The sequence below is a fragment of the Kribbella sp. NPDC049227 genome, from assembly GCF_043197265.1.
Taxonomy (GTDB): Bacteria; Actinomycetota; Actinomycetes; order Propionibacteriales; family Kribbellaceae; genus Kribbella.
On sequence record NZ_JBICST010000010.1, the window covers coordinates 84,814 to 98,095 of the forward strand.

General features: G+C 69.0%; 13 protein-coding genes. 10 read left to right on the plus strand and 3 right to left on the minus strand.

Features of this window, described 5'->3' with window-relative positions; genetic code table 11:
* The first annotated feature begins 49 nt into the window (after nucleotides 1-49).
* The gene (locus tag ACGFH6_RS39785; RefSeq protein WP_393395354.1) at nucleotides 50-1,021 is read left to right on the plus strand and encodes a helix-turn-helix transcriptional regulator; all 972 of its coding nucleotides are present in this window, start codon (nucleotides 50-52) and stop codon (nucleotides 1,019-1,021) included.
* Here the strand turns inward: ACGFH6_RS39785 and ACGFH6_RS39790 are convergent.
* A complete protein-coding gene (locus ACGFH6_RS39790; protein ID WP_393395357.1) occupies nucleotides 1,018-2,223 on the minus strand; it encodes a winged helix DNA-binding domain-containing protein in 1,206 nt (401 codons plus the stop codon). The two genes, ACGFH6_RS39785 and ACGFH6_RS39790, sit on opposite strands and share 4 nt — an antisense overlap.
* Before the next feature lie 162 nt (nucleotides 2,224-2,385).
* Between ACGFH6_RS39790 and ACGFH6_RS39795 the strand changes: the two genes are divergently transcribed.
* From ACGFH6_RS39795 to ACGFH6_RS39815, 5 genes are all read left to right on the plus strand, one after another.
* Nucleotides 2,386-2,577 carry a hypothetical protein gene (locus ACGFH6_RS39795; protein WP_393395360.1) on the plus strand — a complete coding sequence of 64 codons (192 nt, stop codon included), beginning with the start codon at nucleotides 2,386-2,388 and terminating at the stop codon, nucleotides 2,575-2,577.
* Between the two features lie 59 nt (nucleotides 2,578-2,636).
* Entirely contained in the window at nucleotides 2,637-2,942 is a 306-nt protein-coding gene (locus ACGFH6_RS39800) for a twin-arginine translocase TatA/TatE family subunit (protein ID WP_393395362.1), read from the plus strand.
* A gap of 22 nt (nucleotides 2,943-2,964) precedes the next feature.
* Nucleotides 2,965-3,789 (plus strand): twin-arginine translocase subunit TatC, encoded by an 825-nt coding sequence (tatC, locus tag ACGFH6_RS39805; protein WP_393395366.1) that lies wholly within the window; start codon nucleotides 2,965-2,967, stop codon nucleotides 3,787-3,789.
* Nucleotides 3,789-4,661, plus strand: coding sequence for a diacylglycerol/lipid kinase family protein (locus ACGFH6_RS39810; RefSeq protein ID WP_393395369.1), 873 nt, complete (start codon nucleotides 3,789-3,791; stop codon nucleotides 4,659-4,661). Before tatC ends, ACGFH6_RS39810 begins: the two co-directional genes overlap by 1 nt.
* A gap of 96 nt (nucleotides 4,662-4,757) precedes the next feature.
* Nucleotides 4,758-5,582 (plus strand): chitosanase, encoded by an 825-nt coding sequence (locus ACGFH6_RS39815; RefSeq protein WP_131356264.1) that lies wholly within the window; start codon nucleotides 4,758-4,760, stop codon nucleotides 5,580-5,582.
* A gap of 23 nt (nucleotides 5,583-5,605) precedes the next feature.
* On the opposite strand, the gene ACGFH6_RS39820 is transcribed toward ACGFH6_RS39815, so the two are convergent.
* The gene (locus ACGFH6_RS39820; protein WP_393395373.1) at nucleotides 5,606-6,205 is read right to left on the minus strand and encodes a TetR/AcrR family transcriptional regulator; all 600 of its coding nucleotides are present in this window, start codon (nucleotides 6,203-6,205) and stop codon (nucleotides 5,606-5,608) included.
* Between the two features lie 74 nt (nucleotides 6,206-6,279).
* Here ACGFH6_RS39820 and ACGFH6_RS39825 point away from each other — a divergent pair, with 74 nt between their 5' ends.
* Nucleotides 6,280-7,632 carry a DHA2 family efflux MFS transporter permease subunit gene (locus ACGFH6_RS39825; protein WP_393395376.1) on the plus strand — a complete coding sequence of 451 codons (1,353 nt, stop codon included), beginning with the start codon at nucleotides 6,280-6,282 and terminating at the stop codon, nucleotides 7,630-7,632.
* On the opposite strand, the gene ACGFH6_RS39830 is transcribed toward ACGFH6_RS39825, so the two are convergent.
* Nucleotides 7,629-8,114 (minus strand): MarR family winged helix-turn-helix transcriptional regulator, encoded by a 486-nt coding sequence (locus tag ACGFH6_RS39830; RefSeq protein ID WP_393395379.1) that lies wholly within the window; start codon nucleotides 8,112-8,114, stop codon nucleotides 7,629-7,631. The two genes, ACGFH6_RS39825 and ACGFH6_RS39830, sit on opposite strands and share 4 nt — an antisense overlap.
* Before the next feature lie 80 nt (nucleotides 8,115-8,194).
* Here ACGFH6_RS39830 and ACGFH6_RS39835 point away from each other — a divergent pair, with 80 nt between their 5' ends.
* The 3 genes from ACGFH6_RS39835 (at nucleotide 8,195) to ACGFH6_RS39845 (ending at nucleotide 13,277) form a co-directional block, all read left to right on the plus strand.
* Nucleotides 8,195-9,076 carry an alpha/beta hydrolase gene (locus ACGFH6_RS39835; RefSeq protein WP_393395382.1) on the plus strand — a complete coding sequence of 294 codons (882 nt, stop codon included), beginning with the start codon at nucleotides 8,195-8,197 and terminating at the stop codon, nucleotides 9,074-9,076.
* Nucleotides 9,077-9,113: 37 nt separating this feature from the next.
* Entirely contained in the window at nucleotides 9,114-11,933 is a 2,820-nt protein-coding gene (locus tag ACGFH6_RS39840) for a DEAD/DEAH box helicase (RefSeq protein WP_393395384.1), read from the plus strand.
* Nucleotides 11,934-12,005: 72 nt separating this feature from the next.
* On the plus strand, nucleotides 12,006-13,277 hold the full coding sequence (locus ACGFH6_RS39845; protein WP_393395386.1) for a serine hydrolase domain-containing protein: 1,272 nt from the start codon (nucleotides 12,006-12,008) through the stop codon (nucleotides 13,275-13,277).
* The last annotated feature ends 5 nt before the right edge of the window (nucleotides 13,278-13,282 follow it).

The following is a 13,282-nucleotide window of genomic DNA, read 5'->3' on the forward strand; positions in this document are numbered from 1 at the left end:
AGCACAGCGAGCTCTGCTCATGCGCGCCCGCAGCGAAGCGAGGACGCGTATGAGCAATGCGCGTGATCAGGTGCAGCGGTTGCTGGCGCTGGTGCCTTATCTGCGGGAGAACGACGGAGCCCGCGTCGACGATGTCGCGAAGGAGTTCGGCGTACGGCCGAAGCAGATCATCGCGGACCTGAAGGTGCTGTGGTTCTGCGGTCTGCCCGGCGCGCAGATGGGCGATCTGATCGAGATCGACATCGAGGCCGCCGAGGGCGACGGCGTCATCCACATCAACAACGCCGACTACCTGGCGCGCCCGCTGCGGCTGGCCGCGGACGAGGCGTTGGCGCTGCTGACCGCGCTGCGGACGTTGCGCGAGGTGACGGCCGGGAACGACCGGGACGCGGTCGACCGCGCGATCGGCAAGCTGGAGCGCGCGGCAGGAGAGGCCGCGGCGGCGAGCGAGGGCGCGGCCGCTCACGTGCACGTCGAGCCGGCCGACCCGGGGATCGCCGACACCGTGAACCGCGCCCTGGCCGGGAAGCGCCGCCTGCACCTCACGTACGACGTACCGTCGCGGGACGAGACCACCGAGCGGGACGTGGACCCGATGCGCCTGGTCGTCTCGGAGGGTCGTACCTACCTCGAGGCGTGGTGCCGGCTGGCCGAGGATGTGCGGCTGTTCCGCCTCGACCGGATCGCGGCTGTGAAGCTGCTGGACCTGCCGAGCGAACCGCCGCCCGAGGCGACGCCCCGTGACCTGTCCAACGGGATGTTCCAGCCGTCCGAGTGCGATCTGCTGGCGACGGTCAAGCTGGACCCGCCGGCCCGCTGGGTCGCCGAGTACTACCCGAACGAGTCCGTCGAAGAGGGCCCCGGCAACTCCCTGATCGTCAAGCTCCGCGTCGCCGACACCGGCTGGCTCCAGCGCCTCGTCCTCCGCCTGGGCGGCGCCGCCACAGTCCTCGACCCACCCGACCTCACCACCCAGATAGCCGCCACAGCCCGAGAAGCCCTCGCGGCGTACGACGACTAGCTCTGGCTCAGCTGTTTCTCCAACGGAGCGCGGAACCGTGGGGTGACGCGGACGCCGGACAGCCAGGTGGTCCAGCGGGCGGCTTCGGCCTCGATCAGTTGGGTGGTTTCGCGGCCGACGTCCTCGAGGAGCTGGAAGCGGACCTCGCCGGACTCGGGCTGCCCCCAGCCGCCGACGATGCGGCCGTCCGCCCAGATGGTCGGGCCGATGTTGCCGGTGTTGTCGAACAGCTTCGCCTTGTGCTCGCCGAGGTACCAGTCGCGGTCCTTCCAGCCCATCGGCGTCGGGTCCAGCGTGGGCAGGAACGCGACCCACGGCTCCACCGGCACCTCAGGCGCCTCGTCGCCCGGCAGCACGTACCCGACCTGGCCGTCCAGATCCACCGCGACCGCCTCGACCGCGGTCAGCGCCTTCTTCGTCTGGCCGGCCGTCCACCCACTCCACCACTGCAGGTCCGCCGCCGTACCCGGGCCGAACGTCGACAGCCACGCCCGCGCCAGCGTCACCCGGGCCTCCTCGGCCGCGGGCTTGTCGCCGAGTCCGCCAGGCAGCCAGTCCTCCGCCGGCGACCAGTGGTGCTGACCGCTCAGCCACGTCCCCAGCGGCCGTCCGCGCACGATCCGCCCCTCGGCCGACAGCTGGAACAACACGCGGCTCGTCACATACGGCTGAGCGGCGTACACCTTGCCGACCGCCAGGTTGAGCCGGGTCCGCAGCCGCGGCTCGTCGGCGGACAGCTCCTGCGCCGTCGCCGATCCGCGCAGCGTCAGCGCGGTCGCGGCTGACTCTTCGACCGCCCGCAGCCACTTCCCGGACGCGGCCGCGTCGGGCCCGATCCCGGACTCGGTCAGGTGCTTGACCAGCAGCTTCCGCTGCTTGACCGCGATGTCGTCCGTGCACGCCGCCTGGACGATCGGCGCGAACGGCGTCGGTACGACGAACACGGTCCGGCGCATACCGAGCATCCGGATCAGCGTGCGGTCGTCGTACAGCGCACGCTCCGTGCCGAGTACGTCACTCCCTGGCACGCGCGCGGCCACGGACAGGTGCACGGTGGCCGGATCGGTGGCGTGCAAGGCGACCATCGCGGCCGCCGCTTCCACCGGATCCGCCGCGTGGCAGGAAGGCAGCAGCCGGTGCCGCCGGCCCAGCCGGGTCCGCCGCTCCTCGACCCCGATCCGCAACATCAACCGCCCTCTCATCTCGCCGTACCGCAGCCTCGTCCCCGCGCAGCCTGCCCACTCGCCGGGCCGGGCATGTCCCGCTGGAGACACTCGGTTTTACCATCACGTTCCGACACCGTTGTCCGCCGAGACGCCACGCGGGGCGTGGGCGATGCCCGGGAACCGGCTAGGCTCCTGGGTATGTACTGGTTCCTGCTCTTTCTCGCAGTCGTGGCGGTGTGGCTATCCGTCCTCGCTCTGCTTGCGAAGAAGGTATGGGGCCAGGCCAAGGCGCTGACACGTGAGTTGGTCGCCGCCCAGTCCAAGCTGGAGGCAGCGCAGTCCACGGCCGGGTCCGGACAGACCCATCGGGGCGAGCACGCCCCGGCGTAGTATCGGCCCACGACTCAGCGTTGAGCCACCAGGCAAGTGTGTGTGAAAGGGAGATCGACATGGCAGCACCGCTCATCGGTATGCCGCAGGGCGCGGAGTGGCTCGTCATCCTCGCGATCGTCGTGCTGCTGTTCGGATCGGCCAAACTGCCGGCGCTGGTCAAGCAGCTCGGCAAGTCGAAGAAGATCTGGGAAGAGGAGGTCGGCCCGAAGAAGAAGGACTCGGAGCTGACCGAGGGCAGCAACGAGCCCGCCCAGGCTCCGACGCAGCAGGCGGCTCCGCAGGCCCAGCCGGCCCAGCAGCCGAACCAGGTTAACGGCCAGGCGCCGGGCGACGGCTTGCCGCCGACGCACACGGCCAACTGAGCCGAGCGCCCCAGCTGTGTCAATGGTGAAGTTCGGGCGGCGTAAGGAGAAGAAGGAGCGCCGCCCGAAGGACGACGAGGGTCGGATGACCCTGCGCGAGCACATCATCGAGCTGCGCAACCGCCTGCTCATCAGCGTGCTCGCGATCGTGATCGGGACCATCGTCGGCTGGATCTTCTACAACCAGGCCTTCGAGTTCCTGACCAAGCCGTTCCTGACCAGCGTGACCCAGCTGGCCAAGGAGGCCGGCAGCACGAAGCTTCCCCAGCTGACCTTTCCCGGCGTCGGCAACCCGCTGACCTTCCGGATCAAGATCTCGGCGCTGTTCGGTCTCCTCCTGGCTTCGCCGATCTGGCTCTACCAGTTGTGGGCGTTCATCGCGCCCGGCCTGCACCGCAACGAACGCAAGTGGGCCTACCTGTTCGCCGCAATCGCCGCGCCGCTGTTCGCGGCCGGCATCTGGGTCGCGTACTGGACGCTGCCAAAGGGCATCGAGATCCTGCTGGGCTTCACCCCGCTCGACATCCAGAACCTCGTCGAGCTGCCCGACTACCTCGATTTCGTGATGCGCACGATGCTGGTGTTCGGCGTCGCCTTCCTGATCCCACTCGTGGTCGTGCTGCTGAACATGCTCGGCGTGGTGCCGTCGTCCGCACTGCGCCGGTTCCGGCCGTACATCGTGCTGGTGATCTTCGTGTTCGCCGCGGTGGCCACACCGTCGGGTGATCCGTTCACGATGTGCCTGCTGGCCGTCCCCATGTGTCTGCTGTTCTTCATTGCCGAGGTGATCACACGGATCCTCGACAAGCGCAAGGCGCGCAGGGCCGAGGAACTGCTGGCCGACTGATGACCAGACGGATCGCGCTGGTGGTCAATCCGACCTCCGGCCGCGGCCTCGGTGCCCGCGTGGCACCGGTGGTCCGCGAACGACTCGCGGCGGCGGGGATCACCGTCGACGTGCACGCCACCACCTGCGCGGAGGACGTCGGCCGGATCTCGGCCGAGGTGGTCGCGTCCGGTGCGGACGCGGTCGCGCTGATCGGTGGCGACGGCACCGTCCATCTCGGCGCCCAGGTGCTGGCGAAGTCCGGGATGCCGTTTGGCGTGATCCCGGCCGGCACCGGCAACGACTTCGCCCGCGGGATCGGCGTACCGCTGAAGGATCCGGCCGCGGCGGCCGACCTGATCGTGGCCGGCAGGACCCGCGCGATCGACCTCGCGGTGGCGAAGGACGAGTACATCACCACGGTCGTGGCCGGCGGCTTCGATTCGCTGGTGAACAAGCGCGCCAACGCGATGAGTTGGCCGAAGGGCAACTCTCGCTACACCGTCGCGACCCTGGCCGAACTGCGTACGTTCAAACCCCTCGAGTACGTCGTCACCGTCGACGGCGAGGTGATCGAGACCAAGGCGATGCTGGTCGCGGTCGGCACCGGGCCGACGTACGGCGGGGGACTGCAGATCTGTGCCGGCGCGGAGATCGACGACGGCCTGCTCGACGTGACGATCATCCAGCCGGTGTCGCGGTTCACCCTGCTGCAGATGTTCCCGAAGCTGTCCAAGGGCACCCACGTCGGCCACCCGATGCTGCGGACGGCGCGCGGCCGCTCGGTCCGGATCGAGTCGCCCGGGATCACGGCGTACGCCGACGGCGAGGTGCTCGGCCCGCTCCCGGTCGACATCGGGATCGCCCCCGGTGCACTGACCGTTTTCGCCTGAGACACAATCTTCACGGAGTGAAGTGTTCTCATCTCTGCCTGTGGTCTGATAGGAAAGCTTCCTAACAGTAATCCTCGGACGCCCCTCGGAGGAACCATGCAGACCCGCCCCACGCGCAGGACCGCGCTGCTGCTCGGACTGACCCTCGCGGCCGCCCCGGCGACCGCCCTCGTCTCCCGCTACGCCTCGCCCGCCGACGCCGCGGTCCAGGCGACCGGCCTCGACGATCCGGCGAAGAAGGAGATCGCGATGCAGATCGTCTGCAGCGCGGAGAACTCCTCGCTGGACTGGAAGGCGCAGTACAAGTACATCGAGGACATCGACGACGGCCGTGGCTACACCGCGGGCATCATCGGGTTCTGCTCGGGCACCGGCGACATGCTCGAGCTCGTCGAGCTGTACGCCGACCGCAAGCCGGGCAACGTGCTGCAGAAGTACCTGCCCGCCCTGCGTGACGTGGACGGCAGCGACTCGCACGACGGCCTGGACCCGAACTACACCAGGGACTGGAAGACGGCGGCCAAGGACACCGCGTTCCAGCAGTGCCAGAACGACGAACGCGACCGGGTCTACTTCAATCCGTCGGTGTCGCGCGGCAAGTCCGACGGACTGCGCACCCTCGGCCAGTTCTGCTACTACGACGCGATCGTCATGCACGGTCCCGGCAACGGCGGCACCAGCTTCGGCGGCATCCGCAACCGCGCGCTGCAGAAGGCCAAGCCGCCGGCGCAGGGTGGCAACGAGACGACGTACCTGAACGCGTTCCTCGACGCCCGCGTCTGGGCGATGAAGCAGGAGGAGGCGCACAGCGACACCAGCCGCGTCGACACCGCCCAGCGGGTCTGGCTCCGCAACGGGAACCTCGACCTGAACACCCCACTCGACTGGAAGGTGTACGGCGACCCGTACCACATCGGCTAGGGACCGCCCGGCCGTCCACCGTGCTATCTGCCGTAGGCGGCCAGGAAGATCCGTACGCCGCTGCGGACCAGGTGATCGATCTCGTCCTGATCGACGGGGACCGCGCCGTACCAGGTCCGGTTCTGGACGGGTCCGGTGACGAGCACGCCGAGGAACTCGGCCGCCTCGACCGGGTCCGGTACGTCGAGCAGGCCGCGACGGTGCAGTGCCTCGAGCCGGTCGGCCAGGGCGGTCCTGGTCGGCCGGTCCGCGAGCAAGCGGGGGAAGTGGGCCGCCTCGGCGATCATCAGCCGCAGGATCTCGGTCCGCTCGGCCGACTTCGCCACCTCGGTCGCGAACACGCGCCCGAAGCGGAAGAGCGCGTCCTCGAGGTCTGTGGCGTCGTCGATGGTCTCCTGCAGCAGTGCCTCGAAGCCCTTCTCGTGGCCCGCGCGCGTCTCCGCGATCGCGGCCAGGAACAGCCGCTCCTTGTCGCCGTAGTAGTCGTAGATCGTGCGCTTGGAGACACCGGCCTCGGCGGCGATGGCGTCGACGCCGGCGCGGGCGTAACCCTCGGCGAGGAAGACCTTCAATGCCGCGCGCACGATCGCGGCCCGTTTGGCCGGCGATCCTTCCCTGACCACCGCGGGGTTCTCCTCCCGATCGACTACACCGTGCAGTGTAGCGCTACTACACTGCACGGTGTAGTGTGCGAGGGATGACCGATGTTGCCCTGGATCGATCGATTCTGAAACTCGGCGGCGTGGTGATGGTCGGAGCCCTCACCCCGCTGCTCGACATGACGATGGTGACCGTGGCGCTGTCCCGGATCGCGGCCGGTTTCGGCGCGTCCGTGGTCACCGTCCAATGGGTCAGTGCGGCGTACCTGCTGTCGATCGCGATCACGATTCCGACGACCGGCCGGCTGGTGGAGCGATTCGGTGCCCGGGCGGTGTGGCTGACGGCGCTGGCGGTCTTCTGTGCCGGATCGGCGCTGTGTGCCACGGCCTGGTCGGCGGGCAGTCTGATCGCTTTCCGCGTCCTGCAGGGGCTCGGCGGCGGCATGATCGTCCCGCTCACCATGATGATCCTCGCCAAGGCCGCCGGTCCCGACCGTCGCGGCCGGGTGATGAGCCTGGTCGCGATCCCCGCCCAGCTCGCGCCGATCGCCGGTCCACTGCTCGGTGGCCTGGTGGTGGACACGATCGGCTGGCAGTGGATCTTCCTGATCAACCTGCCGATCGGGCTGACCGCGATCGCACTCGCCTGGAGGACCGTTCCGGCCGACGCCGTACGTCGCTCGGCCGGGCTGGACCTGGTCGGGCTGGCGCTCGTCTCACCGGCGATCGCGCTCCTCGTCCTGTCCCTGAGCGGTACGGCGACCTGGCCGTCGGCGATCGGTGGTCTGCTGCTGCTCGCGGCGTTCGTGGTGCATGCGCTGCGATCGACGATGCCGTTGCTCGAGCTGCGGCTATTCCGACACCGTCCGGTGACCGTGGCGACAGTGCTGAACTTCTTGTCCCGCTTCTCGGTGTTCGGCGCGATGCTCCTGATGCCGCTCTACCTCCAGCAGGTTCGTGGTCACAGTGCGCTGGAGGCGGGGCTGCTGCTCGCCCCGCAGAGTCTGGGCACGATGCTCGCCCTGCCGTACGTCGGCAGGTTGACCGACCGAATCGGCGCCCGGCCCGTCGCTCTCGCCGGAGTCGGGATCACTGTCGTGGCGACGGTCGCGTTCACGCAGGTGACGGACACGAGTTCGTTCGTCGTTCTCGCGATCGCCTTGCTGGTCTGGGGGATGGGGATCGCGGCGGCCACCGTGCCGGTGTCGGTCGCGGCCTACCACGGTCTGGATCCCGCGGCCATCCCCGGCGCGACGAGTCTGATCACCACGGTGACGACCCTCGGTGCTTCGGCCGGGGCCGCCGTGGTGACTGCGATCCTGCAGTCGCGTCTCGGCCACCACGCCGGCGATCCCGCCGCGGCGTTCGCGGACACGTTCTGGTGGGTGCTCGTCTTCACGGCCGTGACGTTGCTCCCGGCAACGATGCTGCCGGCGCGAGGCGCCGCCTAGGTCCCGGGGATCGCCTTGGGTTCGGCGCGGTCGGTCCGCGGGTCGGCCTCCGCGCGCTGGCGGAGCATCGAGAGCATGGTGGCGAGCTGCTCGAGGTTCTCGGCCGGGAGGACCGAGCCGACCCAGGTCATCAGCTCGGCGTCGACGGTGGGTGTCGCCGCGGTCAGGATCTCGGTGCCGGCGGGGGTGAGCTCGATCAGGGAGGAACGGCGGTCGCCGGGGTTCGCGATCCGCCGGCAGCGGCCCGCGGCCTCGAGGCGGTCGACGGCCTTGCTGGTGGCTCCGACCGTGATCGCGGCCCACTGCGCCAGGTCGTAGACCCGGGCGGTGCCCTGGGACGCGAGGAAGCGCAGGAACTCGAACTGGCCGAGCGGCAGCCCGTGCTCGGCCTTCAGTCGGGCATCGAGCACGTTGTAGAGCCGCGTCTCCAGCCGAACCAGGTCCGTGAACAATGATGTGAGATCGGTCACAGGAACATCCATGCTTCCAGGGAATTAGGTTCCTTGGAATGTAGTTATCAGGAACTGTATTCCTTGGAATCTATCACCGATGGAGACTGACGATGAGTCGTGAAGACCGTGAGCAGGCCCGCAAGATGATGACGAAGGGCGACCTCGCGCGGACTGCCGCGCAGGTGCGCGCCGACTTCGACGCACAATTCGCCTCGCTCCCACTCGGGGACGACGTCACCCTGGCGGAGCGAACGCTGGGTGGTGTGCCGGCCCTGGACGTCCGGGTCGAGGGCGCTGAGGCCGACGCCGTGATCCTGTATCTGCACGGTGGCGGTTACGTCATCGGCTCGGCGCGTACCGGCGCCAACCTGGCCGCGCCGTTGTCGCGTCGCACCGGTGTGCCAGCAGTGTCGCTGGACTACCGGCTGGCCCCGGAGCATCCGTTCCCGGCTGCGGTGGACGACGCACTGGCGGCGTACCGCGAACTGGTCGAGAGTGGCCGGACCGTCGTGATCGCAGGGGATTCGGCAGGCGGTGGGTTGGTGATCGCCACGTTGCTCGGGGCCCGTCGGGCCGGGCTGCCGCAGCCTGCCGGTGCCGTCGTCTTCTCGCCGTGGGTCGATGTGACGCTGAGCGGCGCGAGCATGAGGACCCGTGGTGACTACGACCCGCTCTTCTCGCAGGCTCACATGGCGCAGTTCGCCCACTGGCTGCTGGGCGACAGGGACCCGGCCGACGAGCTGGCCAGCCCGCTCTTCGCGGACCTGACCGGCCTGCCGCCGCTCCTGGTCCAGGTCGGCTCGGCCGAGGTCCTGCTCGACGACGCGCTGCGCCTCGTCGCCCGGGCCGCCGAGCAGGAGGTCGACGTGAGCCTCGACATTGTCGCCGGGGCCCCACACGTGTTCCAGTACTTCGCCTCCATGCTCCCGGAGGCCGACGAGGCCCTCGAGCGCGCCGCCGCGTTCATCAAGAACCGTCTCCGAGACGCCTAACCGTGGGTCTGGGGGCGGCGTCGCATAGCCTGGGGGTATGAGCACCCCGTCCGAGAAATATGCTGTCTTCCGCTCGGACCAGGAGCATCCCGCCGTGAAGGAGTTCCGGGCGCTCTACGACTTCGAGTTGGACGAGTTCCAGCTCCGGGCGTGTGCCGCGCTCGAGGACGGTCACCAGGTGCTGGTCGCCGCCCCCACCGGCTCCGGGAAGACGCTGGTCGGCGAGTTCGCCGTACATCTGGCCCTGCAGCGCGGGCAGAAGTGCTTCTACACGACGCCGATCAAGGCGCTGAGCAACCAGAAGTACGCCGACCTGGTCAGCCGCTACGGCTCCGACAAGGTCGGCCTGCTCACCGGCGACAACTCGATCAACTCCGAGGCGCCGATCGTCGTGATGACGACCGAGGTCCTGCGCAACATGCTGTACGCCGCGTCGACCACCCTGCTCGGACTCTCGTACGTCGTGATGGACGAAGTGCACTACCTGGCCGACCGGGCTCGTGGCGCGGTCTGGGAAGAGGTGCTGATCCACCTGCCCGACTCGGTCTCGGTGGTGTCGCTGTCCGCGACCGTGAGCAACGCGGAGGAGTTCGGCGACTGGCTGGAGACCGTCCGCGGCAACACGGTCGTCGTCCTGGAGGAGAAGCGGCCGGTGCCGCTGTTCCAGCACGTGATGGTGGGCAAGCGGCTGCACGACCTGTTCGCCGGCGAGGCGCCGACCGCGCGCGTGGGTGCGCCCAAGCCCGCGAAGTCCGGCAACCCTGCGAAAGCCAACCAGGTCGACATCAAGGACCTGGTCAACCCGCAGCTGGTCCGGATCGCGCGCGATGACAACCGGATCTTTCGCGATGACTCGCGCAAGCCCCGCCGGCGCCGCGATCTCCCGAAGAGCCGGCCGACCCGGACGCACTTCACGCCGTACCGGTCCGATGTGGTCGAGGAGCTGGACGCTGGCGCCTTGCTGCCGGCGATCTACTTCATCTTCTCCCGCAAGGGCTGCGAGGACGCGATGCTGCAGTGCCTGCGGTCCGGCCTGCGGCTGACCAAGCCGAGTGAGCGCGACGAGATCAAGCGGGTGCTGGCCGAGCGGACGGCGGACCTGCCGGACGAGGACCTCGGCGTGCTCGGGTACCACGACTTCTCCGAGGCGCTCAGCCGCGGCATCGCGGCGCACCACGCGGGCATGCTGGCGGCGTTCAAGGAGGTCGTCGAGGAGCTGTTCGCGCGCGGCCTGATCAAGGTCGTGTTCGCCACCGAGACGCTTGCCCTGGGCATCAACATGCCGGCGCGCACCGTCGTCCTCGAGAAGCTGTCGAAGTGGAACGGCGAGGCGCACGTCGACATCACGCCGGGGGAGTACACGCAGCTCACCGGCCGGGCGGGTCGCCGCGGCATCGACGTCGAGGGACATGCGGTCGTGCTGTGGCAGCCCGGGTTCGATCCGCGCGCGGTCGCCGGTCTGGCGTCGACCCGTACGTATCCGCTCCGCTCGTCGTTCTCGCCGTCGTACAACATGGCGGTGAACCTGGTCCGCCAGGTCGGGCGGATGCGGGCGCGCGACATGCTCGAGCTGTCGTTCGCGCAGTTCCAGTCCGACCAGGCCGTCGTCGGTCTGGCCCGCCAGGTGCAGCGCAACACCGAGGCGCTGGAGGGATACAAGGAGTCCATCGACTGCCACCTCGGCGACTTCCTCGAGTACGCCGACCTGCGCCGCAGGATCGGTGAGCGCGAGGCCTCCGGATCCAAGCGGCGCAAGCTGGACCGCCGGGTCGAGGCGCAGGAGTCGATCGAGAAGCTGCGGATCGGCGACATCATCCGGATCCCGGCCGGCCGGAGTGCGGGCTGGGCGCTGGTGCTCGACCCGGGCATGCGGTCCGAGCGCGAAGGCCCGCGGCCGACCGTGCTGACGCTGGACCGGCAGGTCCGCAAGCTGTCGATGATCGACTTCCCGACCCCGGTCGAGGCGATCGGCAGCCTGCGGATCCCGAAGAAGTTCAACCCGCGCAACCCGCAGCAGCGGCGCGAGCTGGCGCAGGTACTGCGCACCCGCTCCGACATGCTCGGTGAGGACGGGCCGCCGTCGCGCGCCCGCGGCAGGGACGTCGTCAGTCACGCCGACGATCCGGAGTTGCAGGAGATGCGGGCGCAGTTGCGCGCGCATCCGTGCCACGGATGCTCGGACCGGGAGGACCACGCCCGCTGGGCCGAGCGGTACTACCGGCTCGACCGGGAGAACCGCGAGGTGCAGCGCAAGATCGAGCAGCGGACGAACACCATCGCCCGTCAGTTCGACCGGGTCTGCCAGGTGCTGGACGCGCTGCACTATCTGGACGGTGACAAGACCACCGAGGCCGGCGATCGACTGGCCCGGATCTACACCGAGCTCGACCTGGTCGCCGCCGAGTGCCTTCGGCAAGGAGTGTTCGACGACCTGACCGTCCCGGAGCTGGCCGCGTGTCTGGCCGCACTCGTCTACGAGGCGCGGTCGAAGGACGAGCCGACGTCGCCCCGGTTGCCGCGCGGCGACGTACGACTGGCGCTGGAGCGGATGGGGTCGATCTGGCGGGACCTGTCGGCGCTGGAGCGGGACATGCGGGTCGACTTCCTCCGGTCGATGGATCTCGGGTTCTGCTGGCCGGCGTTCCGGTGGGCGTCCGGTGCGTCGCTGGCCGAGGTGCTGTACGAGTCCGACCTGGCCGCGGGCGACTTCGTTCGTTGGGTGAAGCAACTGATCGACCTGACCGAGCAGGTCGCGGACGCGGCCGGCCCGACTCCGCTGCGCAGTACGGCGCGGGCCGTCGTCGACCAGATCCGTCGTGGTGTGATCTCGTACGCCTCGATGGTCGACGAGCCCTAGAACGAACCTTTGCGGTGAAAGACTTCACGGGCACTACACCCCTGCCTTGAACACCCGAAGGAGAACACGTTCGTGGAGCTGACGCGCCGGAACCTCGGCAAGCTTGCGCTCGCAACCGGGACGGTCGCCGCCGTCGGCACCGGAGCCGGGACGGCCCTGAGCCGTTCGGCCGATGCCGCCGCGACCTGGAAGACCACCGGCACCGCTGTGTCGGCGTTGGCCGGCTTCGACAACCAGATGAAGGCCTTCATGCAGGCCCGCGGTGTGACCGGCGGGCAGCTTGCGGTGACGTACAAGGGCCGGCTGGTGCTTGCCCGCGGCTACAGTACGTCGACTGCGCTGACGGTCCAGCCGACCTCGCTGTTCCGCGTCGCGAGCGTGTCGAAGATGTTCACGGCGGCCGCGATCATGAAGCTCGTGCAGGACGGCAAGCTGAGCCTGACCACGCCGGTCGGCAACATCATCGCGATCACGCCGCCGACCGGTCAGACCAAGGACACCCGCTGGTCCGCGGTCACGATCAAGCGGCTGCTGCAGCATCTCGGCGGGTTCGACCGCGACGTCTCCGGCGACCCGAACTTCAAGGACGCCATCATCGCCAAGGCCCTGGGCGTCCCGATGGAGCTCCAGCACGCCGACGAGATCAAGTACATGGCCGGGCAGAAGCTCGACTTCGCGCCGGGCAGCAAGTACGCCTACTCGAACTTCGGCTACGTGCTGGCCGGCCGCGTGATCGAGAAGGTCAGCGGGCTGAGCTACGAGACGTATGTGAAGCAGAAGCTGCTCGCTCCGTTGAAGATCACCCGGATGGCGCAGGGCTGGAGCGTCGCCAAGCACACCGGCGAGGTGCCGTACGAGTCGCAGTACACGGGGCCGACGGTGCTCGACAACACCGGCAAGATCGTTGCCGCGCCGTACGGATCGTTCAGCATGCGGATCCAGGACTCGAACGGCGGCTGGATCGCGAGCGCTCCGGATCTGGTCCGGTTCGCGAAGATGTTCGACGCGTCGTCGAGCGTGCTGAACACCGCGTCGCTGAACAGCGTCTGGGCCAAGCCCGAGATCGGCATCCAGCCCGACGGCTGGTACTACGGCCTCGGCTGGCAGATCCGTCCGACCACGAGCGGCGGCACCGGCCGCAACACCTGGCACACCGGCAGCATGCCCGGCACCTTCAGCATCGTGGTCCGCACCTACAACGGGATGAGCTGGGCCGCCTTGTTCAACCGCCGTGACGACCCCAGCGGCAAGTCGTACGGCGACATCGACGCGGCGCTGTGGACCGCTGCCAACGGTGTGAAGACCTGGCCGACCAACGACCTCTTTCCGACCTACTTCCCCTGAGTTGC